Below are 24063 nucleotides of genomic sequence, written 5' to 3'. Positions count from 1 at the left end.
AACGCGGATGAACGCCTACTTTCGACGTTCTGAACGGAGCCCCTGATGATCACCTTTGTCGATGCCGAGACCAAGACGCGCCGGACGCAGGGGGTGATTCCGCTCCATGGCGAGGCCGGGTTTGAGGGCATGCGCAAGGCCGGCCGCCTGACAGCCGAGGCCCTCGACCTGCTCGTCGACGCGGTGCAGCCGGGCGTCACCACCGCGGCACTCGACCGGCTGGCCTATGAGTTCGCACGCGACAACAACGCCATTCCGGCGACGCTCTTCTACAAGGGCTACCGCCACTCGATCTGCACCTCGATCAACCACGTCGTCTGCCACGGCATCCCAGAGGAACGGCCGCTGCGTGAAGGCGACATCGTCAACATCGACCTCACCCTAATTGTAGATGGCTGGTACGGGGATAGCTCGCGCATGTACCCGGTCGGCGAGATCACCCGAAAGGCCGAGCGGCTGATCGAGGTGACCTATGCCGGTCTGATGGCCGGCATAGCGGTGGCCAAGCCGGGTGCGACGACCGGCGATATCGGCGCGGCGATCCAGGCGCTGGCCGAGGCCGAGCGAATGAGCGTGGTACGCGATTTCGTCGGCCACGGCGTCGGCCAGCTGTTCCATGACGAGCCCAACATCATGCATTTCGGCGTGCCGGGAACGGGCGTGCCGCTCAAGCCGGGGATGATCTTCACCATCGAGCCGATGATCAACCTGGGCCGGCCGCACGTGAAGATCCTCGCCGACGGCTGGACCGCGGTGACGCGCGACCGGACGCTCTCGGCGCAGGCCGAGCACTCGATCGGCATCACGGAGTCGGGGGCGGAAATCTTCACGACCTCGCCACGGGGGCTGTTCAACCCGCTCGAAGCGCGGCGCTAGCAATGACGCGGGGGGCCAAGCCATCGCCGGACGGACTCGGCGAAGCTCCGGCCCCGCATTATCTTGGACATCGCGAGCGCGCCCGGCAGCGCTTCCTGCAGTTGGGCGAGCAGCATATCGAGGACTACGAACTGCTGGAGCTGATCCTGCAGATCGTCATTCCTCGCAAGGACACCAAGCCGCTCGCCAAGGAGTTGATCCACAAGTTCGGCTCGTTCTCCGGCGTGTTCTCGGCAACGCCGCAGCAGCTCGACGATGTGAAAGGGCTGGGGCTGGTTTCCGCCGCCAATCTCAAGATCATCCAGGCTGCCGCACAGCGCTTTGCACGGGACCGCATGGTGCCCGACCAGCCGATCCTCAGCTCATGGTCGGCGCTGATCGACTACTGCTCGACGCAGATGGCATTCAACAATGTCGAGCAGTTCCGCATCCTGTTCCTCGACAAGAAGAACCGGCTCATCGCCGATGAGGTGCAGCAGACGGGGACGGTCGACCACACGCCGGTCTACCCTCGCGAGGTGATTAAGCGCACGCTGGAACTCAGCGCCACCGCGCTGATCCTCGTCCACAACCATCCCTCGGGTGACCCGGCGCCCTCATCCGCCGACGTGCAGATGACGCGGCAGATCAACGACGTGGCCCGGCCGCTGGGGATCACGGTGCATGACCACATCATCATCGGGAAGAGCGGGCATGCCTCGATGCGGGGGCTGAAGCTGATCTAGAGTGCCGACTGAGGCAGACGCCCCCTCCCATCCTCCCCCATGAAGGGGGAGGTGCTCTGCCGGTTCACTTGGCACTATCGAAGCAAGAGGCTCGACTCTTCATCTCCCCCTTCATGGGGGAGGATGGGAGTGGGCCGTCTCTGTCAGTCTTCTGCAGGCACTGATGCGGATTTCGCCCGCAGCATCCGACCCCGCACCGCCTTCACCATCTCCATCACCGTCTTGCTGGACTTGATGCGTTGGCGGAGGAGTTGCCAGCCGAGGTGGGTCCTGGCGGCGATGGTGCCGGCGGGGGTCAGCGGGACGTAGTGCTGGCGCACCGGGATCTGGATGTTGCACCAGTGGCGCTTCTCGTCGGTGAAGCCGGCGCCCATGTCGAAGACGCGCCAGCCGGCCTCGAAGATCGTCTGCATGACGCGGAGCAGGCACTGCTTGCCGGGCGAGCCCGTCTGGATGGACGGGTCGGCGCTCATCGAGGAGATGAGGCAGAACAGCCGGTTGCCGTGGGCGATGTTGTAGCGCAGGGCGACGATCTCGCCGTCGAGGCGGAGGACGTGAAAGCGGACATCTACACCTCGAGCCGGGTCGAGTGTCGACTCGTAGAACGCGCGGATGCCCGGCTCGGTGAAGGGATCGGACACCCCCATCTCGACGAAGCGGGCGGCGCGCTGGCGAAAGAGGGTATCGAGCACCGGCATGGTTTCGGGCGTGCCGCGCAATTCCTCGAACTCCACCTGCCCCAGCGCCTCGAGCCGTTCGCCCTGCTGGCGATCGTGCTTGCGGCGGGACTTGGAACGCTGGGTGGTGTTGGCTTCGTCCCAGCTCGCGAACTGGGCGCGGTAGAGGGTTTCGGCAGCAATGGACTCGCCCAGCTCGGCGAAGATGTCGATGCCCTCGACGCTGAGCTGCGGCACCGACTTGAGATAGATGAGATCGGCGCCCGAGAGCTCCTGCAGCATGGCGGACCACAGGGCGGCGCGTCCGACCGAGCCGAGGCGGGCCAGCCGCGTCGCGTCGACCAGCGGCGCGTTGCAGCCGACATGCGGACCGGGGAACCAGGTGAGCATGCGCACGCCGTGCTTGTGGCGACGCCAGAGCGGCAGCAGCGCCACCGCGGCGCCATCGATCTCGGCGGTGAGATAGAACTGGTCGGCTTCGGCGATGCCGAGCGCCTCGACCCAGGCACGCGTGAACGCCGAGTTCTGGCCGGGCGACTCGATGTTGCCGGCTTCGAGCGCGGCCCAGACCGGCGCGACATCGGCGGCGCGATGGGCCAGCCTGACCGTTACCGGGCCATCGGCGTGGGCGTGGGCATCCGGCTGGGAATGATCGGCAAAGGCTTCGACAGCCATGTCGCGTCCTCGACAAGTATCGAGCGATCTATCCCCAAACCGAATGAACTGCAGGTTGACGCGGGCACGTCCGGAACACGGCGCCGCTCGAACTTATCGGCAGAGTTAAGCGGCGATTACCCGAACTGCTGCAGGATCGGGAAGGTCTCGAGGAACCAGTACGAGATGCGGGTGAACTGGCCGGTGAGGAACAACAGACCAGTCACGACCAGGAGTCCGCCCATTACCTTCTCCACCACGCCAAGATGCTTCTTGAAGCCCGAGAAGAACGTGAGGAAGGGGCCGATGGCGATGCCGGCCAGCAGGAACGGCACGCCGAGCCCGAGTGAGTAGAGCCCCAGCAGAGCCGCGCCATCCATGGCCGTTTCCTTGGTCGAGGCAACTGCGAGGATCGCCGCCAGCACCGGTCCGATGCACGGCGTCCAGCCAACGGCGAAGGCCAGCCCCAGAAGGAAGCCACCCGCCGGTCCGCTCGCGACGCCCGGACCGCTGTGCCGAAGCTGTCGATCGAGCAAACCGATCCGGTAGACGCCAAGGAAGTGCAGCCCCATCGCGATGATGAACAGCCCGGCGATCGGCGTGATGATCGGCAGCGCCTGCCGGAACGCCTGCCCGAAGGCGGTCGCCGTGGCACCGAACAGGATGAAGACGATCGAGAACCCGGCGATGAAGAACAGCGAGGTGAACACGCTCTTCTGCCAGATCGCGCCGGCGGTGGCGCCGTCGTCACGCAGCTGATCGAAGGAAGCACCGCTCATGTAGGTGAGATAAGGCGGCACCAGGGGCAACACGCAGGGGCTCAGGAAGCTGAGAACGCCCGCGCCGAACACCAACCAAAGGGAAATCTGATCCATAGCGGGCGAAGTCATAGCGGGTTCAAGGCGGAAGGCAATGCGGCGGGGTGGCGCTCGCCGGGAAGTGAAGGAGCGCCCGGGCGGACTGCCCCCGGGGCGTTCTTCTGTCCCTCGAGGCGACCGCATTGCGCTCCCCGTGACCTGTGGACAGTCGGGTCCCTGCTTTCGCAGGGATGACATCGGGGTTGGCTCGGGGTAAGCAGCCCTTGGTCTCTCGGCCTGCAACTGACGAGTGTGCTCATGGTCCGCCCCATCCGTATCGCCCCCTCGATCCTCTCGGCCGATTTCACGCGGCTGGGCGAGGAGATTCGCGCCATCGACCACGGGGGCGCCGACTACATCCATGTCGATGTGATGGACGGCCACTTCGTCCCCAACATCTCCATCGGTCCGCTGGTCGTCTCCGCCATCCGCCCGCTGACCCGCAAGGTGATCGACGTCCACCTGATGATCGCGCCGGCGGATCCCTATCTCGCCGCGTTCGCGAAGGCCGGCGCCGATTCCATCACGGTGCATGTCGAAGCCGGGCCGCACCTGCACCGTTCGCTGCAGGCCATTCGGGCCGAGGGCAAGCGCGCCGGGGTCGCCATCAACCCGGCGACGCCGGTTTCCGCCATCGAGCATGTGATCGGCGACGTCGACCTCGTGCTGGTGATGAGCGTCAATCCAGGCTTCGGCGGGCAGAAGTTCATTCCGGAGAGCCTGACCAAGATCCGGCAGGCGCGCGCGCTGATCGGCGGCCGCCCGATCGACCTCGAGGTCGACGGCGGTGTTTCGGTCGAGAACTCGAGGGCGCTGGCCGACGCCGGAGCCGACCTCTACGTCGCAGGAACGTCGGTCTTTGCCGGCAACGACCCCCAGACCTATGCCGGCCGCATCGCGGCCATCCGCAACGCTGCCACGGCAGTCACCGCGTAACTCGCCGGTTACGCGAACAACGAGCGATAAGCCTATGATCCCGCGCTATTCCCGCCCCGACATGGTCGCCGTCTGGTCGCCCGAGACCCGCTTCCGCATCTGGTTCGAGATCGAGGCACACGCCACGACCCGGCTCGCCGAGCTCGGCGTCGTGCCGAAGGAAGCCGCCGAGACCATCTGGGCCAAGGGCAAGGACGCAACGTTCAACGTCGAGCGCATCGACGAGATCGAGCGCACGACCAAGCACGATGTGATTGCCTTCCTCACCCATGTCGCCGAGATCGTCGGGCCGGAAGCGCGCTTCCTGCACCAGGGCATGACCTCGTCGGACGTTCTCGATACCTCCCTTGCGGTGCAACTGGCACGCGCATCGGACATCCTGCTGACCGATATCGACCGGCTGCTCTCGGCCATCCGCCGCCGCGCCAAGGAACACAAGTACACGATCACGATCGGCCGCAGCCACGGCATCCATGCCGAGCCGACCACGTTCGGGATCAAGCTGGCCGAGGCCCATGCCGAGTTCGTGCGCAACCGCGAGCGCCTCGTCGCTGCACGGGAGGAGATCGCCACCTGCGCCATCTCCGGCGCCATCGGCACCTTCGCCAATATCGATCCGCGGGTCGAAGCCTATGTGGCCGAGAAGATGGGCCTCAAGCCCGAGCCGATCTCCACTCAGGTCATCCCGCGCGACCGGCACGCCATGTTCTTCGCCACGCTCGGCGTCATCGCCTCGTCGATCGAACGGATCGCGACCGAAGTCCGGCACCTGCAGCGTACCGAGGTGCTCGAGGTCGAGGAGTATTTCTCTCCCGGCCAGAAGGGCTCGTCGGCCATGCCGCACAAGCGCAACCCGGTGCTGAGCGAGAACCTCACAGGGCTCGCCCGCATCGTGCGCGGGATGGTGACCCCGGCGCTCGAGAACGTGGCCCTCTGGCACGAGCGCGACATCTCGCACTCCTCGGTCGAGCGTATGATCGGACCCGATGCCACGGTGACGCTCGACTTCGCGCTCCACCGCCTGACCGGGCTGATCGAGAACCTGCTCGTCTATCCGGACAACATGAAGCGCAACCTCGACCTGCTGGGCGGGCTGCACAACAGCCAGCGTGTCCTCCTGGCGCTGACCCAGGCGGGCCTCAGCCGCGAGGAGTCCTATGCGGCCGTGCAACGCAACGCGATGAAGGTGTGGGAGCATCGCGGCGATCGCACCGGGCTGTTCGCTGAACTGCTCAAGGCGGATCCGGAAGTGTCGGCCAAGCTTTCAGCAGCCGACATCGACGCCATGTTCGACGACTTCTATCACCTCAAGCACGTGGACGCCCTGTTCGAGCGGGTGTTCGGGCCGGAGGTCTGATGCGCATCGCCGACGTCGAAATACTCATCCTGCCCGGGCTCGGTGACTCCGGGCCAGGCCATTGGCAGCGACGCTGGGCCGAGCGGTTCTCGACCGGGCGCGTCGTCGAACAGGAAGACTGGGACAATCCCGATATCCGGGACTGGACAGCAGCGATCGTCGAAGCCGTGGAGATGGCCAGCAAGCCTGTGGTGCTCGTCGCCCACTCCCTGGCCGTCTCGGCGCTGGTGCATGCCGCGTCGCGCCTGCCGGCGGGCAAGGTGAAGGGGGCGTTCCTCGTCTCGCCTCCCGATCACGAGGGCAAGGCCGTGCCGCGGGAGGCAATGAGCTTCGCCAACGTGCCGCTCGATCCCCTGCCCTTTCCGTCGCTGCTTGTGGTCTCGAACAATGACGAGCTGGTGTCGCCACAGCGCGCTGCGGACATGGCGACGGCCTGGGGCTCGGAGCTGCATTTCGCGGGCGAGGCCGGCCACATCAACGTCGCGTCCGGGCATGGACCTTGGCCCGAGGGGCTGCTGATGTTCACGCGGCTGATGCAGCGGATCTGACGGCTACATCGCCGTGAACTGCAGCACGACCTTGCCGGCTGCGTCGCTGAGGAAGAGCTTCTTCTGTCCGGCATCGATCCGGAAGGTTCGCGCGGCAGCGAGCGCCGCGTGGAACTTGTGTTCCTGGTTCATCGCGGCTTCGGTACAGGCCATCATGGTCGAGGCGAGGTCGCCGAAGGTGACGGTGTCGCCATCGACCTTCGCGCTGCCACTGAAGCGGTTGCAGCCGCCCGAGCCCGACACCTTGCCGTCCGCCGCGATCTCCAGCGTCGTCTGCAGGTTGTCGATCACGCCGCCGCCATCGATGTCCTCGGCCAGCCAGGCGCCGGTCAAGGGCAAGGCCGTGGCTTCGCCATCAGCGACCCGCCGCACCAGCAGTTCGACGCGGTCGGCCTGCGGATCCAGAGCGTGCCGCTCTGTCGTCGTGAACAGCAGCACGTCACCCACCGAGATGGTGGCGCGCCAGGCATAGGTATGGCCGGCCTCGAGTTCGGCCGGATCGTAGGCGAGCGTGAAGGCCGTCGGGCTGGTCCTTGCCGGCACGGTCGTCTCGGCCAGGACCCGCGCGGGCGCGTCGGCCAGCGACACATCCTCGAGCCGTATCCGGGCCACGGCGCCCTCCGGCAGCATCATGCGCTCGCGATAGATCACAGCGCCGGTGACGGTCGTGCTGTTGGCCATCGCTGCGCCGGCGGCAAAAGCGAACATGGCGCCGACGATCAACGCCGTGGCGGCGCGGCGGCCCACGTGCAAGCCCACGTCCATGCTCGATCTCCTGTGCATGACGCAGCACGAAACGCCTCGCGCCCGTCGGGCGCAAGGCAAATCAGGGTCATGGTTTCGGGCGGCTTACCGCGAGGGATCAGCCCTCGTTGAGAACCTGCTCACGGGCGACGGGGACGAGCTCGGCCATCTTCTGGCGAATCATGTCGTCGGAGACCGAGGCGCCCTTAGCCTTGAGGTCGGTCGAAAGCTTGCGGAACACGTCCTCGTCGCCGGCTTCCTGGAAATCGGCAGCGACGACTTCGGCGGCGTACTGGCGGGCGTGCTCTTCGGAAAGGCCCATGTGCTCGGCGGCCCAGAGGCCGAGCAGCTTGTTGCGGCGCGCCTCGGCCTTGAAGCGGAGTTCCGAGTCATGGGCGAACTTCGCCTCTTGGCCCTTTTCGCGATCGCTGAAACCCGACATGATGTTCTCCGCTCTTCGGCCCGCTTGCCGGGCGCCCTCGATTGCGTTTGGACATAAGCTGGACGGACAGTCAAATCAACGGCGTCCGTCGCGTCATTTGGTCAGCTTCATCAACGGCCAGCGTTCGTTTTGGATGCCCCTGGGCGTGCCCGAGTCGGGCCGTGAGGCGGCGAAATAGCTTGCATTCCGCAACCATTCTGGCGCATTAGGCCCGCAATTCCCCACATTGCCACGAGGCAGACCTCATATGAACCGTCGCCGCAAGATCTATGACGGCAAGGCCAAGACACTCTACGAGGGTCCGGAGCCGGGTACGCTGATCCAGTATTTCAAGGACGACGCGACCGCCGGCAACGGCGCCAAGCATGAGATCATCGACGGCAAGGGCGTGCTGAACAACCGCATCAGCGAGTTCATCTTCTCCAAGCTCAACGGCCTCGGCATCCCGACGCACTTCATCCGCCGGCTCAACATGCGCGAGCAGCTGATCAAGGAAGTCGAGATCATCCCGCTCGAGGTGGTGGTTCGCAACGTCGCCGCCGGCTCGCTGACCAAGCGCCTCGGCCTCGAGCCGGGCACGCAGCTGCCGCGCTCGATCATAGAGTTCTACTACAAGGACGATGCGCTCAACGACCCGATGGTCAGCGAAGAGCACATCACCGCGTTCGGCTGGGCAACACCCCAGGAACTCGACGACATCATGGCCCTCGCCATCCGCGTCAACGACTTCCTCACCGGCCTGTTCATGGGTGTCGGCATCCAGCTCGTCGATTTCAAGATCGAGTGCGGCCGCCTCTATGATGGCGACCTGATGCGGATCGTGCTCGCCGACGAGATCAGCCCGGACAACTGCCGGCTGTGGGACATCAAGACGCGCAACAAGCTCGACAAGGACCGTTTCCGCGAGGACCTCGGCGGGCTGGTGGAATCCTACCGCGAAGTGGCCCAGCGCCTCGGGATCCTGGTGGAAACCGACAACGCGTTGACCACTGGTCCGCGACTCGTGCAATAGCGCCCTCGGCAGAGCGATCGCCCTGCCCTCTTTCGGGAATTTTCGATGAAAGCCCGCGTCACCGTCACGCTCAAATCCGGCGTCCTCGATCCGCAGGGCCAGGCCATCCAGGGTTCGCTCAAGAGCCTCGGCTTCGACGGCGTCGGCGCCGTGCGGCAGGGCAAGGTGTTCGACCTCGAGCTGGGTGACGCCGATAGGTCACAGGCCGAGGCGAACGTACGTACAATGTGCGAGAAACTACTCGCCAATACGGTCATCGAAAATTACACGATCGAAATCACGCCTTAAGAATCACCGCATATGTTGGCGCAGCCTGCACAAGCCGGGCGCGCTCCAGTAAAGACCAGCCGATGCTCAAGACCTTCTCGCTCTCGATCGCCTTCTTCCTCACGCTCGGCCTGTTCTTCGCGGCGTACGCATCGGTTCCGGTCTAGGACCGGGCGACTCCCCAAGCAAATCGACGGCCGATTGACGAGCGGGGTATTGCCCCGCGCGGACAGACAGGTCTTATCCCAACTGTTCACTGCCCCGGTGCACGCGGTCTTGCGCCGCCCGTCCTCCCGGCTTTCGCATCCGGGGAGTGAGGGCGGCTGGCTACACGTCCCGCGACTGGCTCGCCTGTGGCGCATACGCCACATGGATCCGCTGCCACTATTCCGCCGCGGCGACCTCACCGAATAGTCGCAGAGTTGCGTCACTCAGCCCGTTAACCGTGCCGGTTCAGACTCCATTCAGCCAAAGCAGTGCATTGGAGCCATGCACGGACACGGACTATCCGCCCGCGGCGAACCGACCTACAGAACCCGCACCCCAACGCGCCCAGAACCGGCGCAGAATACGACCGTTCAGATGCTCAAGACCTTCTCGCTCTCCGCCCTCTTCTTCATGACCGTCGGCCTCCTCCTCGCCACGCACCTGTCGCTGCCGTTCTAAGGCACGCGGACGGCTGCACCGGGTCCAGGCGCGCCGCCGGTCCCGGCCCCTGCCAGCTCGATATGTCCTTGTTTATTAAGCAGTTGGCTTAAGCCTATTTGCAGGCTTTTCCGGCATCCCGGACGCGCCCGGCTATATGTGGCCAGGTTACCGGGAGCCTCGCGATGCCAAACGCCAATCGTCTCGACTGGGTCGACGCCGCCAAGGGTCTGTCGATCATCCTCGTGGTCATGATGCATTCGGCCTACGGGGTCGGCGAGGATCTCAACGGTGTCGGCGTCCTGCACTACATCATCGGCTGGGCCGCCCCGTTCCGGATGCCCGAGTTCTTCCTGATCTCGGGCCTCTTCCTCAGCCAGGTCATCGCGCGGCCGTGGCTGCACTACACGGACCGGCGCGTGGTCCACTACCTGTACTTCTATGCGCTCTGGGCCGTGCTGCAGATCGCCTTCAAGGTCGGCCTCGGCACCGGCGACGTCGGTGGCGTTGCGACGCAGATCCTGTGGGCCGTCGTCGAGCCCTATGGCGTGCTGTGGTTCATCTACATGCTCGCGGTCTATTCGCTGGTGGCGAAGGTCCTTTACTCGCTGAAGGTGCCGCACTGGGCCGCCTTCGGCGCCGCCGCGCTCCTCCAGATATTCCCGGTCACCACCGGCATCCCGCTGGTCGACCACTTCGCAGCCTACTCCGTGTACTTCTACGCCGGATATGCGTTCGCACCGCTGGTGTTCCGCATCGTCGCGGCGGCGCAGGAACGGCCGGCGCTGTCGACTGTCGCGCTGCTGGCCTCCGCCGTCATCGAGGGCATCCTCGTCTTTTCCGGCGGCGCCACCGTCGCGCCGCGTCACATGTACATGGGCTATGCGGCCCTGCCGGTCGTCCACCTCGTACTGGCCTTCGTGGGTGCGCTCGCAGTCTGCGTCACGGCGGCCCTGCTCGTGAAACTGCCGTGGATGAGCTGGTTGCGCTGGCTCGGCGAGCGCTCGATCGTGATCTACCTCAGCTTCTCCATCCCGATGGCCGCGAGCCGCACCCTGATTCTCAAGACCGGGCTCATCGATGACGTCAGCGTCGTCAGTGTCCTCGTGATGACCATCGCGCTCGTCTCGCCGCTGGTGCTCTACTGGCTGATCAAGCGCACCGGATGGGGCAAGTTCCTGTTCGAGCGCCCCGCCTGGGCCCACATCCCCGGCGCGCCGGGCAGCCGCAGCTACGTCAAGCCGGCTGCGGTGCCGGCGGAGTAGGCGCCTCATTGAGCGGAGCCACGGCTCCGCTCTTGCTTTTGCCATCAAGACTCACCAAAGGATCGGCGACGCCATTGAGGAGTTGCCGATGAAAGCCGCCGTCGTCGTGTTCCCCGGTCTCAACCGCGACCGCGACATGATCGCCGCCCTGACCAAGATCGGGGGCGAGGCGCCGGCAGTGGTCTGGCACAAGGATGCCGAGATCCCCAAGGTCGACCTCATCGTCATCCCGGGCGGCTTTTCTTACGGCGACTACCTTCGCGTCGGCGCTATCGCTGCCCGCTCGCCGGTGATGGACACCATCCGCGATCGCGCCGCCCATGGCGTCAAGGTGATGGGCGTCTGCAACGGCTTCCAGATTCTCAGCGAGGCCGGGCTCGTGCCGGGCGTGCTGATGCGGAATGCCTCGCTGAAGTTCGTCTGCCGCGAGGTGAAGCTCCAGATCGAGAACGCTTCGACGCCGTTCACGCGCGGCTACAAGCAGGGCCAGATCATCCGCTGCCCCGTCGCCCACCATGACGGCAACTATTTTGCCGATGCCGAGACGCTGGCACGCGTAGAAGGTCAGGGCCAGGTTGCCTTCCGCTACGCCGACGGCACAAACCCGAACGGCTCGATCAACGACATCGCCGGCGTGTTCAACGAGAAGAAGAACGTGCTCGGCCTGATGCCGCACCCCGAGAACCTGATCGAGGCGGCGCATGGCGGCTCCGACGGCCGTCAGCTGTTCTCCGGCCTGCTCAACGCAGCCTGATTTGAAGCGAAGTCGACCTAACTAGCGGTAGCGGCGCGCGGCGGCGCGCTCTAGTCTGTTGCTCATTGCGTCTGGTTCGTTGAGGCAGTGCTTTGCGGATTGTGCTTGCCTGGGCCGCAGTGCTGGTCGGGGTTACCGGCCTTGCGCTGGACTGGTCCGCCATCTTTCCATCGGTGATGACCGTTTCGGAAGCCAACCCGGTGGCGCGGTCGTTCCCGGACGCGTTCATCTACTTCTGGACCTACTTCACCCACCTGACCAACCTGTGGCTGATCGTCACCTACGTGGCGGTGCTGTCTGGCTGGCGCTGGCTGGCCTGGTTCCGGACGCCCGTGATGATGGGCTCGGCTGCAGCGTTCATCACGCTGGTTATGCTCTACTACCACTTCATGCTGGCGCCGGGCCTCAGGCTCGAGGGTGCCCTCGGCGTCGCCACGTATCTGCTCCACTACATCGCGCCGATCCTCTATCTCGTGTGGTGGACGGCCTTCGCGCCCCACGGCCGCCTGCGGTTCACATACATCCCGTTGATGCTGCTGCCGGGCATCGGCTACGTCGCCTGGGTGCTGGTCCGCGGCGCCTTCGTCAACGAGTACCCCTACGACATCCTCGATGCCGGCAGGTTCGGCTACCTGGCAGTGGCGATCGGGGTCGGCGTATTGCTGGTGGCGGTATCGGTCTTTTCGGTGATCATCGTGGCGGGCGACCGATGGTTCGCGCGGAGACAGCGCCCGGCCTGAGCGACTGCCACCTGACGGCTTGTTTGTGACATCGAGCAACCGGTAGTCTTGCGCTGGCCCGAACGGGTGGAGCGTCTATGAGTTTTCAGTGGTCCCGGAGCGACACGACCATCGGGGATGGGTTCGTCAGGATCGTCCGTGAGCAGCTGGCGAAGGCGATCTCCGACGCCGAGGACGTGTCGACCAGCCCGGAGCGCCGCGTGCATGAGGCGCGCCGTCGCTGCAAGAAGCTGAGGGCGCTGTTCCGCCTGATCCGGACGGACTTCGACAGCTACAAGCAAGAGAACGCGTTCGTCCGCGACGCGGCCCGGGACCTGTCGGGCGCCCGCGACGCCCGCGTCCTGGGCCAGACGCTGGCCGAACTGCTGGCTTGGGCCGGGCGGCCTCTGCCGCGTTCGGACAAGGCCGGCGACGACCAAGCCGCGGTCGAGGCCGATGTGCTGCGGGTCTTTGCCGGACGAATGCGGGAACTCGAGGCGCGCAGCACCCACTGGTCGACCGATGACATCGACGCCCGGACGCTCACGCGGGGGCTGAAGCACACCTACCGCCGAGGCCGCTGGACCCGCCGGCACGCCGAGAGACAGCGCACGGACGAGGCATTCCACGAGTGGCGCAAGTACGCCAAGTACTACTGGAACCAGCTCGGCCTGCTCGAGGAATGCGCCGAGGACATCCTGCCGCCGGCCCACAAGACGGCGGGAGACCTCGCCGACACACTTGGGCTGCACCACGACCTCGCTCTGCTGGAAGGCAACCTGGACGAGGCCGTCGCGGTGCTGGGCCTCGACATCGACCTGGCATTTGCGCGAGACGCGATCCAGCGTCGGCAGCAGGAGTTTGAAGGCCGCATCGACGAGCTCGGCCGGCAGGTCTTCGCCGAGACACCCAAGGCACTGAAGGCGCGGTTCGACGCCTACCTTTCGGGCTGGTCGACGCGCGAGGCGGCCGAGTAGATGGCCATCGAGATCGAGCGCAAATTCCTCGTGGCGACGGACCGATGGCGGCCCCTGGTGAAGCGCAGCCAGACGCTGCGACAGGGATATCTCAGCACAGGCGGCTCCGGCGTCACGGTGCGCGTCCGGACCATCGACGACGCTCGCGGCTACATCACCATCAAGAGCGGCGGCTCGGCACTGGCCCGGGCCGAGTTCGAGTACGAGGTGCCGATCACGGATGCGCGACAGCTGCTCGCCCTTGGGCGCGGGGCGCGGATCGAGAAGACCAGGCACACCCTCGACCTGGGCGGCGGCGACTGGGTGGTCGACGAGTTCCTCGGCCACCACAGCGGGTTGGTGCTTGCCGAGGTCGAGCTCGACAGCCCCAACGCACCACTGACGCTACCCGACTGGCTGGGTGACGAGGTGACCGGCGACCCCCAATACTACAACTCCAGCCTGGCCATGCTTGTCGGCGGAGAGATCTGAGCCGATTTCTCCTGTCGTCCCGGGAAGGCTTGGGTTATAGCGAGCCTGAACCCCTGCCCCTCCCCGGATTCTTCGATGACGTTCAACAACCATATCGCCATCACGCCCGAGCTGGTTGCCGACCATGGCCTGAAGCTCGACGAGTACCAGAAGATCATCCAGCTGATCGGCCGGGCGCCGACCTATACCGAGCTCGGCATTTTCTCGGCGATGTGGAACGAGCACTGCTCCTACAAGAGCTCCAAGAAGTGGCTACGCACGCTCCCGACCACGGGCGAGCGCGTCATTCAGGGTCCGGGCGAGAATGCCGGCGTCGTCGATATCGGCGATGGGCAGGCGATCGTCTTCAAGATGGAGTCGCACAACCACCCCAGCTACATCGAGCCCTACCAGGGCGCGGCGACGGGCGTGGGCGGCATCCTGCGCGACGTTTTCACGATGGGTGCGCGGCCGGTGGCGGCGATGAACGCGCTACGCTTCGGCGCGCCCGAGCATGAAAAGACCAAGCACCTCGTCGCGGGCGTGGTGGCCGGCGTCGGCGGCTATGGCAACTCGTTCGGCGTCCCGACGGTGGGCGGCGAAGTCGAGTTCGACGAGCGCTACAACGGCAATATCCTCGTCAACGCCTTCGCGGCCGGCCTCGCCGACACCGACAAGATCTTCTACTCGAAGGCCGAGGGCGTCGGCCTGCCCGTCGTCTATCTCGGCGCCAAGACCGGGCGCGACGGGGTCGGCGGCGCCACCATGGCCTCGGCCGAGTTCGGCGACGACATCGAGGAGAAGCGCCCGACCGTGCAAGTCGGCGACCCCTTCACGGAGAAGCGCCTGCTCGAGGCCTGCCTCGAGCTGATGGCGACGGGCGCGGTGATCGCCATCCAGGACATGGGCGCTGCGGGCCTGACCTGCTCGGCCGTCGAAATGGGCGCCAAGGGCGACCTCGGCGTCGAGCTCAACCTCGATATGGTGCCGGTCCGCGAAGACGCGATGACGCCGTACGAGATGATGCTCTCGGAGAGCCAGGAGCGCATGCTCATGGTGCTGCACCCCGAGAAGGAGGCCGAGGCCCGCGCCGTCTTCGAGAAGTGGGAACTCGACTTCGCCACCGTGGGCAAGACCACGGACGACCTGCGCTTCCGCGTCATGTGGAAGGGCGAGGAAGTCGCCAATCTGCCGATCAAGGAACTGGGGGACGAGGCGCCGGAGTACGACCGCCCGTGGACGGCCCCGGTGCCGCCCAAGGCGCTCGCCGCCGACGACATCCCGCAGATGGACGTGGCCGACGCCCTGCTCCGCATGCTGGCTTCGCCGGCGCTCTCGTCGCGCCGCTGGGTCTACGAGCAGTACGACACGCTGATCCAGGGCAACTCGCTGCAGCGCCCCGGCGGCGATGCCGGCGTGATCCGCGTCGAGGGCCACGCGACCAAGGCCCTCGCCTTCTCATCCGACGTCACCCCACGCTACTGCGAGGCCGACGCCTACGAGGGCGGCAAGCAGGCGGTGGCCGAGTGCTGGCGTAACCTGACGGCTACCGGTGCCGATCCACTGGCGGCGACCGACAACCTCAATTTCGGCAACCCTGAAAGGCCCGAGATCATGGGGCAGTTCGTCCATGCGGTTAAGGGCATCGGCGATGCCTGCCGGGCGCTGGGCTTCCCGATCGTTTCGGGCAACGTGTCGCTCTACAATGAAACCAACGGGCGCGGCATCCTGCCGACCCCGACCATCGGCGGCGTCGGCCTCATCCCCGACTGGAGCAAGATGGCCCGCATCGGCTTTGCCGGCGAGGACCAGGCGATCCTGCTGTTCGGCGCGCCCGACTGGTGGGGCACCCACCTGGGCCAGTCGATCTACCTGCGGGAGATGTTCAAGCGCAAGGACGGCACGCCGCCGCCGGTCGACCTCGACCACGAGAAGAAGGTCGGCGACCTGGTCCGCATCCTGATCCGCGACGGCATCGCGACCGCCGTGCACGACCTCTCCGACGGCGGCCTAGCGGTCGGCGTCGCCGAGATGGCGATGGCGTCCGGTATCGGCGCCACGGTGAACCAGCTCGACGGCGGCGACCCTATTCCGCTGTTCTTCGGCGAGGACCAGGGGCGCTACCTCGTCACCATGACGCGCGAGAACCTCGAGAAGTTCTACGCCGAGATCTACCCCTATGCGGGCGTCTTCGCCCCGTGGATCGGCACGACCGGCGGCAAGACGCTGAAGCTGGGCGAGGCACGGCCGGTGGCGGTCGCCGAACTGCGCAAGGCGCACGAGGGCTGGTTCCCGGAGTTCATGAAGGGCGAGATCACCGAGGTCTAGGGGACTCGATGTCGCCGCCTCGCTTCCCTCCCCCTTGAGGGGAGGGACAGAGGGAGGGGGTGGCGCGGGGATCACCGTGATCGCCTCACGACCCCCACCCCAACCCCTCCCCTCAAGGGGGAGGGGCGCGGAGGGCCCGGTGACTGCCTCCAGTACCGTTTCCGTGAGCCGCTGTAACAATCGGCGCCCGGAATACGTATATACTGAGCATCCCAACATGGAGAGCGCATCATGACGACCAATACCGAGCGGGCGGTGCTCGCTGGCGGCTGCTTCTGGGGCGCGCAGGAGCTGCTGCGCCACAAGGACGGGATCATCTCCACCCGCGTCGGCTATTCCGGCGACGATGGCAAGGCGAACGCCACCTATCGCGATCATGGGGACCATGCGGAGGCCGTCGAGATCATCTTCGATCCGAGCCGCATCAGCTATCGCGACATCCTGGAGTTCTTCTTCCAGATCCACGATCCGTCGACGAAGAACCGGCAGGGCAACGACGTGGGCCGCGCCTATCGTTCCGCGATCTTCTACGAGAACGCCGACCAGAAGGCCGTGGCCGAGGACACCATCAAGGATGTCGACGCCTCCGGCCTCTGGCCCGGCAAGGTCGTGACCGAGCTGCAGCCGGTCGGCCCGTTCTGGGAGGCCGAGCCCGAGCACCAGGACTACCTGCAGCGTATACCCAATGGCTACACCTGCCACTGGGTGCGGCCCAACTGGAAGCTGCCCAAGCGCGAGGCCGCCTGACTGCAACGGGCGCCGGGGAAACCGGCGCCCGCTTCCGTTGAAGCGCCCCGCCCCACGTGCCATATGTCCAACGGGCTCAACTATTTCTCGGGAGACGTGCCATGGCCATGGCTGCACACGAAATCGAAAAACGCATCCTCGCGGCGCTTCCCGACGCCAAGATCGAAATCCGCGACCTCGCCGGCGACGGTGACCACTACGCAGCGACCGTCATCTCCGAGGCCTTCCGCGGCAAGACCCGCGTCCAGCAGCACCAGATGGTGAACGCGGCGTTCGGGTCCGACATGGGCACCGTGCTGCACTCGCTGGCCCTGCAGACGAAGGCGCCGGATTGATGGGGCATGGGGCCGCCGGGCCTTTCGAGCATAGCTCTCAAGGCCTTCTCGCCTCAAATCGCTCCACTGGAGCGATTTGCCCTTCGGGACGGCTCGAAGCCCCTCCCCCGCCCCGCGGGGGAGGATCGGGGGCGGCACCATGACCCGCACCGTTCTCTTCGACGTCGATGGCGTGCTCGTCCACGGCTATCACGGCCGGCCTGAGAAGCATGTCCGCTGGAACGAGAACCTGCTGGCCGATCTCGGGGTCGACCCCGACCGGTTCAACCACGAGTTCATCTACGACGTCTTCGTCAAGAAGGTCATCGTCGGGCAAATGTCGTTGCTCGAGGCACTGGATCGGACGCTGCCCGGCCTCGGCTATCGCGGGCCGAGCATGGCCTTTGCCGGTTACTGGCTGAGCCATGACAGCAACGTCAACCAGCCGCTGCTGGACGTCGTGGCGCGGCTGAAGGCGGCCGGCACGACGCTCTATCTCGCCACCAACCAGGAGCACATGCGGGCCCAATGGCTGTGGCAGCAGCTCAGGTTCGGCGAGCTGTTCGAGGACATGTTCCACTCCGCCCGCATCGGGCATGCCAAGCCGGCCAAGCCCTATTTCGACTGGGTGAGCAACCGCCTCGGTCCGCAGGCCGAGCCGCCGCTCTTCTTCGACGACCGCGAGGACATCGTGAAGGCCGCCCGTGCCCACGGCTGGGAGGCGGTGCAGTACGAGGCGATCGAGGACGTCACCGGACATCCGTGGGTGATCCGCCAACTGCAGTGATCTGGAGCAGCGATGACGCGGGCAGTGCTTTTCGACGTAGACGGGGTGTTGGTCCATAGCCGCTTTCACGCTGACGAGGCGGCGCGGCGATACTGGGATGAACACCTGCTGGCGGACATGGGTGTCGAGCCCTCCCGCTTCCAGGCGCTGTTCGACCCATCCTTCGAACGTGTTCTGACCGGCCAGAAATCGCTGGTGGCCGCGCTCGACGAGTTCCTGCCCACGGTCGGCTACCGCGGCAGCACGATGGATTTCATCGGCTACTGGATCGCGCGGGACAGCCACCTCAACTTCCAGCTGCTCGAGGTAATCAAGCAGCTCCGGTCTGCGCGCGGCGTAAGGCTCTACGTGGCGACGAACCAGGAGCACATCCGCGCTACATATCTCTGGAACGAATTGAAGCTGCGTCATCTGTTCGACGACATGTTCTACGCTGCACGTTTCGGAGCAGCCAAGCCGAACCCGGAGTTCTTCCGTCGCGCCGAAGCGTTCATCGGCCCGCTTGAGCAGCCGCCATTGCTCTTCGACGATTCCGCAGAAGTCATCGCCGCCGCCAACGCCCATGGCTGGGAAGGTGTGCTGTTCACCGACGTGACCGATTGCAGCGGCCATTCCTGGATCGCGGAGCGGCTAAGCATCGTCAAATGACGATGACCACCTCGACAGCGCCGCATTGCAGGACTATCTAACGGGTAACGCAGCCGGCACGTTCTCCGGCCTGAAAGGCATGCATATGAGCGACATCAACGCACTGATCGACGAGCAGGTGAAGAACAACGACGTGTTCCTCTACATGAAGGGCACGCCCGACTTCCCGATGTGCGGCTTCTCGGGCCGCGTCGTGCAGATTCTCGGCTATCTCGGCGTCGACTACCAGAGCGCCAACGTGCTGGAGAACCAGGAACTGCGCGAGGGCATCAAGGCCTATGCCAACTGGCCGACCATTCCGCAGCTCTACGTCAAGGGCGAGTTCGTCGGCGGCGCCGACATCGTCACCGAGATGTTCCAGGCGGGCGAGTTGCAGACACACCTCGCCGAGAAGGGCATCGCGGTCAAGCAGACCGCCTGACACCATCTCGCAGACGAGCAGACAGGCCGTGCCAACAGGCGCGGCCTTTGCTTTTTCTCGTGACTATCCACGCTGCCGGGCCACGATGGCCTTGAATGCGGCGCTGTCGCGGATCGCGGCGAAGGCCCAGTGGTCCTCGAGCCATTCGGCTCGGCCCTGCCAGCCGCTCCCCACCAGCCGTTCGAGGCAGCGCAGGGCCCGGTCGGGTTCACCAGCCAGCGCCCAGGCTCCGGCGGCGTGGAAGCCGTGCCAGATCACCTTCGCCGCGGCGGCTTCGAGGTGCGCGGCCCAGTCGCGGCACTGTTCCGGGCTCAGATCGCCGACGTTCTCGGCCGGCAGATTGCTCGAATAGCCGAAATAGGCCGCTTGCCGCCGCATGCCGACGGCTTCAGCGATGCGGATCGAGCCGGCGTTCGAGGCATGACAGTGCCAGCCAACATCGGCGACGCCGCGCCGCAGGCATTCGCCGACTGCCGCGGTGGCCGCTGCGCGCGCCAGCCCCAACCGGCGGAAGCCCTCCTCAGTGCCGACACCAAGCTCGGCACGACCGTCGACGACGCAGTCGGCGGTGCAATGGCTCACCACGGCACCCTCGTGCAGCACAGCGTAGCCGATGCCCAGTTCGAGGAAGTCATCGCGGGATCGCCAGCCATCGCCCGCGAGATCGTGCAGTGCGGGGTGCTCCGCCACACCGGCCCGGTCGATGCGTACGAGCTCGAATCCAGGCGGCAGCGTCGACCCGGTCGGCGGCTGCTCCAGGGCAAATCGCAGCCTCGGATGCGGTCGCGCGAACGGGTTGTCCCAGACCTCGGACAACCGGTGGATCCAGTTGTCATCCGGTAGGAGGTAAGTCCAGGCAGGGATGAGCGCTCGCAGCACGGCGGGCTGCACCAGTCGGTCGGGATCACCGGCGAGGAAGCTGGCCTCCCCATCGGATACCAGCACTACGGTCGGCTGGGCGGGGTCGTCGGTCCAGATCACCCCCTCAAGTGTGCCGGCGAGTATCGCGGCAACCGGGGCGTGGCGTGAGATGGTCTCTGTCAGCAGAGGGCGGACGGCCTCATAGGCAGTCTCGTTGAGGAGTTGCATCAAGCAAGGATCCTGCAATCGCGGCGTGCGGAGCACCGCAGACAATCGAAAGAGCGGAGAAACCGCTCGCACACATACCGGCATGGGCCCGCCGGCGCTCGGCGATGAGTGCTGTCATGTGTGTTCCCCCCGACTGCGCAGTGATTGCGGACATGGCACGTAACCTACCGCGGCCTACGAAGCCAGTCCGAACTGGATTTCGATGCGATGGTAACGGGCGCCCTGCCCGGCCCACTGATGATAGATCTCGCGGCTTTCGCCCGAGAAGGTGTGCCGTGAGAACTCGATCGCCTGTACCAGAGGCGCGTAGCCCTGCGTGAACAGGGTCCGCATCGATCCCTGGTGGAGCGCGCTCGCTACCATGATCGGCTCGAGCTGCTGCACCTCGAACGGGCCATCATAGCCATCGAGGTTCGCCACGGGCCGGCAGAAGCGAATGTCGAACGCGGTCCTGCTGTCCCTGGGGAGGTGGTGCGAGATGAACACCCACGGTCCGGCCATGCCGAAGCCGCATCGCTCGATCTCGGCGTCGATCTCGCCAGTGAGCTCGGGACTGACCTGCCGTATCTGCGGGATGGTGAGCCGGCGCGTGGCGCTCAGCACCAGCATCGGCTCGGTTTCCTTGATCTCCACGGCACTCGCCCCTCGCTTAGTTGGGGCAAACTGAGCCGCGCTCAGTCCGGACGCAACCAAAGCGCGAGAATATTCATCCGTTCGGGAGGGGTTCTTGCAGCGATGTGAGAATAATCTACCCGGTCAGGCGGAGCGCCGCACCATCGCGACGTCGGCTTCCAGCGCGGTGACATCGGCCGCGAAACGCAGCTCGCGCAGCGGCCGGACGCGCCGGGTGGCCTCGGCATAGATCGGGTGCGCCTTGTAGGCGGCGAGCGCCGCCTCGTCGGCGAACTCGGCATAGACCACGACGTCCACGTCGTTGCCGAACTGGTCCACCTTGGTGTTCCGCGTCACCTCGAAGTGCTGCGAATGGGGGATCTGGCCGAGCAGTTCGAGCCCCTCGACGATCCTCTCGAGATCGGCGGGATCCTTGGCGGTGAAGAAGACGATATGGCGGATCACGTGGCTGGCTCCGATGCTCCCCCGTAGATAGTCCTCCGTCGCGGCGGGTCAACTGCGGCATAGCCTCGCAATCACTTTGGGTGATCGCCGGCATCACCGAAATGCGTTTCTCGCCGGACGCTCGCACGTGTAAGTACACGGCAGACAATTCTCATCGAGTCCTCACGATGTCCTCCATTGCCGCACCCCGCTCCATCGCGATGCCGCTCCTCCTCCTGATCGTTGCCGGCTGCGCCATCGCCGCGGTGACGAACGGTATCCGCACGAGTTTCGGGCTGCTCACGCTGCCCATGGCCGGTGACCTGGGGCTGACGCGCGAGGCCTGGGGCATGGCCATGGCCATCCAGAACCTCGCCTGGGGCGTCGCCCAGCCGTTCGCCGGTGGTCTTGCGGATCGCTACGGGACGGCCAAGGTGATCGTCGGGGGCCTCCTGATCTACGCCGCGGGCCTTCTGCTGATGATCGTCTCGCCGACGGGGACGCTGCTCAACCTCACGGCCGGCGTGATCACCGGTGTCGGCATCGCCACCTCGTCCTTCTCGATCGTGATGATCGCGTTCGGGCGCAGCGTGCCGCAGGAGAAGCGCACCCTCATCTTCGGCATCGCCACGGCAGCCTCGTCCTTCGGCCAGTTCCTGTTCGCGCCGATCGGCCAGGCCGTCATCACCGGTTTTGGCTGGCAGACTGCCCTGCTCTACGCAGCGGTGCTCCTCGCACTGACGATCCCGCTGACCTTTGCGCTGCGCGGCCGTACCGAGCGCGCGCCCGACCAGATCGACCTGCCCTTCATGGAGGCGCTGCGCCGGGCCTGGGGCTTCAGCTCATATCGGCTGCTGGTCATCGGCTTCTTCGTCTGCGGCTTCCACCTTGCCTTCGTCAACGTGCACATGCCCGCCTACCTCGTGCAGTGCGGCCTGCCGCCGGAAGTGGGTAGCTGGGCCATCGCGGTGATCGGGCTGTTCAACATCGTCGGCTCGCTGCTCGCCGGGTACCTCGGCGGCCGCGTGCCCAAGCAGATGCTGCTGGCGACGATCTACTTCAGTCGCGCCGTCGCCATCGGCCTGTTCGTGCTGCTGCCGGTGACCGAACTCAGCGCCTATGTCTTCGCCGGCGCGATGGGCCTGTTGTGGCTCTCCACGGTGCCGCCTACCGCCGGCCTCGTGACGCTGTTCTTCGGGGCGCGGTACATGGGCATGCTCTACGGCATCGCCTTCCTCAGCCATCAGGTCGGCTCGTTCGTCGGCGTATGGCTGGGCGGCTTCGTCTACGACCACACGGGCTCGTACAGTCTCGTGTGGTACCTGGGTATCCTGCTCGGGCTCGCCTCGGCTGCCGTACACCTGCCGATCAAGGAGCGGAGCGCCCCGTCCTTCGCACTGAAGTCGGCCTGAACCACGGAACTATTAGGACCCTAACGGGTTGCCAAATCCAAGCCGTGGGAGCATGTTGCCGGCCTTTCCGGCCGCCTCCCCGGCCATCATGAGCTACCACATGTCCGATACTGCCCATTCAACGCGGGAGCTGTCCCGCGTCGAGTTCATTGCCCTTGTCGCTGCCTTGATGGCGCTCAATGCGCTGGCCATCGACGTCATGCTTCCCGCGCTGCCCTACATGGGCGAAGCACTCGGCATAAGCCACGAGAACGAGCGTCAGTTCGTCGTCGGCGTCTACATGCTTGGCTTCGGCTTTGCCCAGCTCGCTTTCGGGCCGCTGTCCGATCGTTTCGGCCGGCGCGGGCCGCTGCTGATCGGGCTCGCGATCTATGTGATCTGCGCCTTCGCAGCCGTGTTTGCGCCGACATTCGCGATCCTGCTCGCCATCCGCTTCACCCAGGGACTGGGCGCCGCCGCCACCCGTGTGATCGCCACCTCGATCGTGCGCGACAAATACTCGGGCCGCGCCATGGCCGAAGTGATGTCGCTGACCTTCATGGTGTTCATGGTCGTCCCGATCCTCGCGCCGGGCATTGGCCAGGTGATCCTGTTGTCGGGGCCGTGGCAGTACATCTTCCTGTTCATGGGCGGCCTCGCCACGCTCATCAGCATCTGGGCCTTCTTCCGCCTGCCCGAAACGCTGCGTCCGGAGTACCGCCGGCCGCTGACGCTCAGCGCCATCGCCGAGGGCTTCCGCCTCGTGCTCACCAACCGCTCGGCGCTGTTCTATGGCCTCGCCGGCATGTTCCTGTTCGCCGGGCTGTTCAGCTTCATCTCCACCAGCCAGCAGATCTTCGTCGAGATTTACGGGCTGGGGGCGCTGTTCCCTGTCGCCTTCGCGCTGATGGCCGGCACAATGTCGATCGGCGCCTTTACCAATTCGCGCATCGTCAGTCGCTTCGGCATGCGCCGGCTCAGCCACTTCTCCATCATCGTTTATGTAGGAGCGGCGGCGCTGCTCGTTGCCTTCAGCCTCGCCGGCTTCATGCCGCTATGGCTGTTCTTCGGCCTGCTGCTGGTCGTGCAGTGGATGTTCGGCTGGGCGGCCTCGAACATGAATTCGCTGTCCATGGAACCGCTCGGCGCGGTCGCCGGCACCGCGGCATCGGTGTTCGGCTTCACCCAGACGGTTGGCGGCGTGGTGATCGGTACCGCTTTCGGCCAGATGTTCGACGGCACGGTGACCCCCACCGCCGCCGGCTACCTCATCATGGGGCTGCTGACGCTGGGCTGCGTGCTGATCGCCGAGAAGGGCCGGCTGTTCGGTGTCAGCCCGCAATACGCGCATCACGGCGACGGCGGGCACTGACCCGC

At 65.7% G+C, this 24063-nt stretch carries 28 protein-coding genes; 21 read left to right on the top strand and 7 right to left on the bottom strand.

The window, feature by feature from the left end; translation table 11 throughout:
• The first annotated feature begins 45 nt into the window (after positions 1 to 45).
• On the top strand, positions 46 to 876 hold the full coding sequence (map, locus tag PRN20_RS12195) for a type I methionyl aminopeptidase (protein WP_443112557.1): 831 nt from the start codon (positions 46 to 48) through the stop codon (positions 874 to 876).
• Positions 877 to 878: 2 nt separating this feature from the next.
• Positions 879 to 1601 carry a RadC family protein gene (gene radC / locus PRN20_RS12190; RefSeq protein WP_273957644.1) on the top strand — a complete coding sequence of 241 codons (723 nt, stop codon included), beginning with the start codon at positions 879 to 881 and terminating at the stop codon, positions 1599 to 1601.
• Positions 1602 to 1744: 143 nt separating this feature from the next.
• Here the strand turns inward: radC and PRN20_RS12185 are convergent, their stop codons facing one another.
• Both PRN20_RS12185 and PRN20_RS12180 read right to left on the bottom strand, forming a co-directional pair.
• Positions 1745 to 2953, bottom strand: a complete 1209-nt coding sequence (locus PRN20_RS12185) for a GNAT family N-acetyltransferase (protein WP_273957643.1) — start codon at positions 2951 to 2953, stop codon at positions 1745 to 1747.
• Positions 2954 to 3069: 116 nt separating this feature from the next.
• Positions 3070 to 3807 carry a cytochrome c biogenesis CcdA family protein gene (locus tag PRN20_RS12180; protein WP_273957642.1) on the bottom strand — a complete coding sequence of 246 codons (738 nt, stop codon included), beginning with the start codon at positions 3805 to 3807 and terminating at the stop codon, positions 3070 to 3072.
• Positions 3808 to 4047: 240 nt separating this feature from the next.
• Here PRN20_RS12180 and rpe point away from each other — a divergent pair, with 240 nt between their 5' ends.
• From rpe to PRN20_RS12165, 3 genes are read left to right on the top strand one after another with little or no spacing between them, the layout of a single operon-like run.
• Positions 4048 to 4725, top strand: a complete 678-nt coding sequence (gene rpe / locus PRN20_RS12175) for a ribulose-phosphate 3-epimerase (protein WP_273957641.1) — start codon at positions 4048 to 4050, stop codon at positions 4723 to 4725.
• A 34-nt stretch (positions 4726 to 4759) separates the two neighbouring features.
• Complete coding sequence (gene purB / locus PRN20_RS12170) at positions 4760 to 6082, top strand: adenylosuccinate lyase (RefSeq protein WP_273957640.1); 1323 nt, start codon at positions 4760 to 4762, stop codon at positions 6080 to 6082.
• The gene (locus PRN20_RS12165) at positions 6082 to 6630 is read left to right on the top strand and encodes an RBBP9/YdeN family alpha/beta hydrolase (protein ID WP_273957639.1); all 549 of its coding nucleotides are present in this window, start codon (positions 6082 to 6084) and stop codon (positions 6628 to 6630) included. Before purB ends, PRN20_RS12165 begins: the two co-directional genes overlap by 1 nt.
• Positions 6631 to 6633: 3 nt before the next feature.
• Here the strand turns inward: PRN20_RS12165 and PRN20_RS12160 are convergent, their stop codons facing one another.
• Together PRN20_RS12160 and PRN20_RS12155 are read right to left on the bottom strand one after the other, a co-directional pair.
• On the bottom strand, positions 6634 to 7395 hold the full coding sequence (locus tag PRN20_RS12160; protein WP_273957637.1) for an META domain-containing protein: 762 nt from the start codon (positions 7393 to 7395) through the stop codon (positions 6634 to 6636).
• A 97-nt stretch (positions 7396 to 7492) separates the two neighbouring features.
• Positions 7493 to 7819 (bottom strand): DUF1476 domain-containing protein, encoded by a 327-nt coding sequence (locus tag PRN20_RS12155; protein WP_443112568.1) that lies wholly within the window; start codon positions 7817 to 7819, stop codon positions 7493 to 7495.
• A gap of 244 nt (positions 7820 to 8063) precedes the next feature.
• Between PRN20_RS12155 and purC the strand changes: the two genes are divergently transcribed.
• The 14 genes from purC to grxD all read left to right on the top strand — a co-directional run bounded on the left by purC (position 8064) and on the right by grxD (position 19150).
• Positions 8064 to 8828, top strand: a complete 765-nt coding sequence (gene purC, locus PRN20_RS12150) for a phosphoribosylaminoimidazolesuccinocarboxamide synthase (RefSeq protein ID WP_273957633.1) — start codon at positions 8064 to 8066, stop codon at positions 8826 to 8828.
• Positions 8829 to 8873: 45 nt separating this feature from the next.
• Entirely contained in the window at positions 8874 to 9116 is a 243-nt protein-coding gene (gene purS / locus PRN20_RS12145; RefSeq protein WP_273957632.1) for a phosphoribosylformylglycinamidine synthase subunit PurS, read from the top strand.
• 468 nt (positions 9117 to 9584) lie between these two features.
• On the top strand, positions 9585 to 9761 hold the full coding sequence (locus PRN20_RS12140; RefSeq protein ID WP_273957631.1) for a hypothetical protein: 177 nt from the start codon (positions 9585 to 9587) through the stop codon (positions 9759 to 9761).
• 164 nt (positions 9762 to 9925) lie between these two features.
• The gene (locus tag PRN20_RS12135) at positions 9926 to 11005 is read left to right on the top strand and encodes an acyltransferase family protein (protein ID WP_273957630.1); all 1080 of its coding nucleotides are present in this window, start codon (positions 9926 to 9928) and stop codon (positions 11003 to 11005) included.
• Between the two features lie 88 nt (positions 11006 to 11093).
• Positions 11094 to 11759 carry a phosphoribosylformylglycinamidine synthase subunit PurQ gene (purQ, locus tag PRN20_RS12130; RefSeq protein WP_273957629.1) on the top strand — a complete coding sequence of 222 codons (666 nt, stop codon included), beginning with the start codon at positions 11094 to 11096 and terminating at the stop codon, positions 11757 to 11759.
• 101 nt (positions 11760 to 11860) lie between these two features.
• Positions 11861 to 12499 (top strand): Pr6Pr family membrane protein, encoded by a 639-nt coding sequence (locus tag PRN20_RS12125; protein WP_273958078.1) that lies wholly within the window; start codon positions 11861 to 11863, stop codon positions 12497 to 12499.
• Positions 12500 to 12576: 77 nt separating this feature from the next.
• Positions 12577 to 13455 carry a CHAD domain-containing protein gene (locus tag PRN20_RS12120; RefSeq protein ID WP_273957628.1) on the top strand — a complete coding sequence of 293 codons (879 nt, stop codon included), beginning with the start codon at positions 12577 to 12579 and terminating at the stop codon, positions 13453 to 13455.
• Positions 13456 to 13926 (top strand): CYTH domain-containing protein, encoded by a 471-nt coding sequence (locus PRN20_RS12115; protein ID WP_273957627.1) that lies wholly within the window; start codon positions 13456 to 13458, stop codon positions 13924 to 13926.
• 75 nt (positions 13927 to 14001) lie between these two features.
• Entirely contained in the window at positions 14002 to 16233 is a 2232-nt protein-coding gene (purL, locus tag PRN20_RS12110; protein WP_273957626.1) for a phosphoribosylformylglycinamidine synthase subunit PurL, read from the top strand.
• A 231-nt stretch (positions 16234 to 16464) separates the two neighbouring features.
• Complete coding sequence (msrA, locus tag PRN20_RS12105) at positions 16465 to 16980, top strand: peptide-methionine (S)-S-oxide reductase MsrA (protein WP_273957624.1); 516 nt, start codon at positions 16465 to 16467, stop codon at positions 16978 to 16980.
• Between the two features lie 101 nt (positions 16981 to 17081).
• The gene (locus tag PRN20_RS12100; protein WP_273957623.1) at positions 17082 to 17315 is read left to right on the top strand and encodes a BolA family transcriptional regulator; all 234 of its coding nucleotides are present in this window, start codon (positions 17082 to 17084) and stop codon (positions 17313 to 17315) included.
• 139 nt (positions 17316 to 17454) lie between these two features.
• On the top strand, positions 17455 to 18081 hold the full coding sequence (locus PRN20_RS12095) for an HAD family hydrolase (protein ID WP_273957622.1): 627 nt from the start codon (positions 17455 to 17457) through the stop codon (positions 18079 to 18081).
• A gap of 12 nt (positions 18082 to 18093) precedes the next feature.
• Entirely contained in the window at positions 18094 to 18729 is a 636-nt protein-coding gene (locus PRN20_RS12090; protein WP_273957621.1) for an HAD family hydrolase, read from the top strand.
• A gap of 85 nt (positions 18730 to 18814) precedes the next feature.
• Positions 18815 to 19150 (top strand): Grx4 family monothiol glutaredoxin, encoded by a 336-nt coding sequence (grxD, locus tag PRN20_RS12085; RefSeq protein WP_273957620.1) that lies wholly within the window; start codon positions 18815 to 18817, stop codon positions 19148 to 19150.
• Between the two features lie 63 nt (positions 19151 to 19213).
• Here the strand turns inward: grxD and PRN20_RS12080 are convergent, their stop codons facing one another.
• From PRN20_RS12080 to PRN20_RS12070, 3 genes are all read right to left on the bottom strand, one after another.
• Positions 19214 to 20239, bottom strand: a complete 1026-nt coding sequence (locus PRN20_RS12080; RefSeq protein ID WP_273957619.1) for a GNAT family N-acetyltransferase — start codon at positions 20237 to 20239, stop codon at positions 19214 to 19216.
• 174 nt (positions 20240 to 20413) lie between these two features.
• Entirely contained in the window at positions 20414 to 20872 is a 459-nt protein-coding gene (locus PRN20_RS12075; protein WP_273957617.1) for a hypothetical protein, read from the bottom strand.
• Between the two features lie 123 nt (positions 20873 to 20995).
• Positions 20996 to 21316: a Dabb family protein gene (locus PRN20_RS12070; RefSeq protein WP_273957616.1), complete on the bottom strand. Its 321-nt coding sequence runs from the start codon at positions 21314 to 21316 to the stop codon at positions 20996 to 20998.
• Positions 21317 to 21483: 167 nt separating this feature from the next.
• On the opposite strand from PRN20_RS12070, the gene PRN20_RS12065 reads away from it, so the two are divergent.
• Together PRN20_RS12065 and PRN20_RS12060 are read left to right on the top strand one after the other, a co-directional pair.
• Complete coding sequence (locus tag PRN20_RS12065; RefSeq protein WP_273957615.1) at positions 21484 to 22707, top strand: MFS transporter; 1224 nt, start codon at positions 21484 to 21486, stop codon at positions 22705 to 22707.
• Positions 22708 to 22807: 100 nt separating this feature from the next.
• Positions 22808 to 24058: a multidrug effflux MFS transporter gene (locus PRN20_RS12060; protein ID WP_273957614.1), complete on the top strand. Its 1251-nt coding sequence runs from the start codon at positions 22808 to 22810 to the stop codon at positions 24056 to 24058.
• Positions 24059 to 24063: the final 5 nt, after the last annotated feature.

This window comes from Devosia sp. ZB163, from assembly GCF_028613635.1.
GTDB lineage: Bacteria > Pseudomonadota > Alphaproteobacteria > Rhizobiales > Devosiaceae > Devosia_A.
Note: the sequence above shows the minus strand (reverse complement) of the source record. Positions and strands in the feature narration are given on the sequence as shown.

Coding starts and splice junctions, on each gene's coding strand:
- map (WP_443112557.1), top strand. CDS start 46: ATGATCACCTTTGTCGATGCCGAGACCAAGACGCGCCGGACGCAGGGG.
- radC (WP_273957644.1), top strand. CDS start 879: ATGACGCGGGGGGCCAAGCCATCGCCGGACGGACTCGGCGAAGCTCCG.
- PRN20_RS12185 (WP_273957643.1), bottom strand. CDS start 2,953: ATGGCTGTCGAAGCCTTTGCCGATCATTCCCAGCCGGATGCCCACGCC.
- PRN20_RS12180 (WP_273957642.1), bottom strand. CDS start 3,807: ATGGATCAGATTTCCCTTTGGTTGGTGTTCGGCGCGGGCGTTCTCAGC.
- rpe (WP_273957641.1), top strand. CDS start 4,048: ATGGTCCGCCCCATCCGTATCGCCCCCTCGATCCTCTCGGCCGATTTC.
- purB (WP_273957640.1), top strand. CDS start 4,760: ATGATCCCGCGCTATTCCCGCCCCGACATGGTCGCCGTCTGGTCGCCC.
- PRN20_RS12165 (WP_273957639.1), top strand. CDS start 6,082: ATGCGCATCGCCGACGTCGAAATACTCATCCTGCCCGGGCTCGGTGAC.
- PRN20_RS12160 (WP_273957637.1), bottom strand. CDS start 7,395: ATGGACGTGGGCTTGCACGTGGGCCGCCGCGCCGCCACGGCGTTGATC.
- purC (WP_273957633.1), top strand. CDS start 8,064: ATGAACCGTCGCCGCAAGATCTATGACGGCAAGGCCAAGACACTCTAC.
- purS (WP_273957632.1), top strand. CDS start 8,874: ATGAAAGCCCGCGTCACCGTCACGCTCAAATCCGGCGTCCTCGATCCG.
- PRN20_RS12140 (WP_273957631.1), top strand. CDS start 9,585: ATGCACGGACACGGACTATCCGCCCGCGGCGAACCGACCTACAGAACC.
- PRN20_RS12135 (WP_273957630.1), top strand. CDS start 9,926: ATGCCAAACGCCAATCGTCTCGACTGGGTCGACGCCGCCAAGGGTCTG.
- purQ (WP_273957629.1), top strand. CDS start 11,094: ATGAAAGCCGCCGTCGTCGTGTTCCCCGGTCTCAACCGCGACCGCGAC.
- PRN20_RS12120 (WP_273957628.1), top strand. CDS start 12,577: ATGAGTTTTCAGTGGTCCCGGAGCGACACGACCATCGGGGATGGGTTC.
- PRN20_RS12115 (WP_273957627.1), top strand. CDS start 13,456: ATGGCCATCGAGATCGAGCGCAAATTCCTCGTGGCGACGGACCGATGG.
- purL (WP_273957626.1), top strand. CDS start 14,002: ATGACGTTCAACAACCATATCGCCATCACGCCCGAGCTGGTTGCCGAC.
- msrA (WP_273957624.1), top strand. CDS start 16,465: ATGACGACCAATACCGAGCGGGCGGTGCTCGCTGGCGGCTGCTTCTGG.
- PRN20_RS12100 (WP_273957623.1), top strand. CDS start 17,082: ATGGCCATGGCTGCACACGAAATCGAAAAACGCATCCTCGCGGCGCTT.
- PRN20_RS12095 (WP_273957622.1), top strand. CDS start 17,455: ATGACCCGCACCGTTCTCTTCGACGTCGATGGCGTGCTCGTCCACGGC.
- PRN20_RS12090 (WP_273957621.1), top strand. CDS start 18,094: ATGACGCGGGCAGTGCTTTTCGACGTAGACGGGGTGTTGGTCCATAGC.
- grxD (WP_273957620.1), top strand. CDS start 18,815: ATGAGCGACATCAACGCACTGATCGACGAGCAGGTGAAGAACAACGAC.
- PRN20_RS12080 (WP_273957619.1), bottom strand. CDS start 20,239: ATGCAACTCCTCAACGAGACTGCCTATGAGGCCGTCCGCCCTCTGCTG.
- PRN20_RS12065 (WP_273957615.1), top strand. CDS start 21,484: ATGTCCTCCATTGCCGCACCCCGCTCCATCGCGATGCCGCTCCTCCTC.
- PRN20_RS12060 (WP_273957614.1), top strand. CDS start 22,808: ATGTCCGATACTGCCCATTCAACGCGGGAGCTGTCCCGCGTCGAGTTC.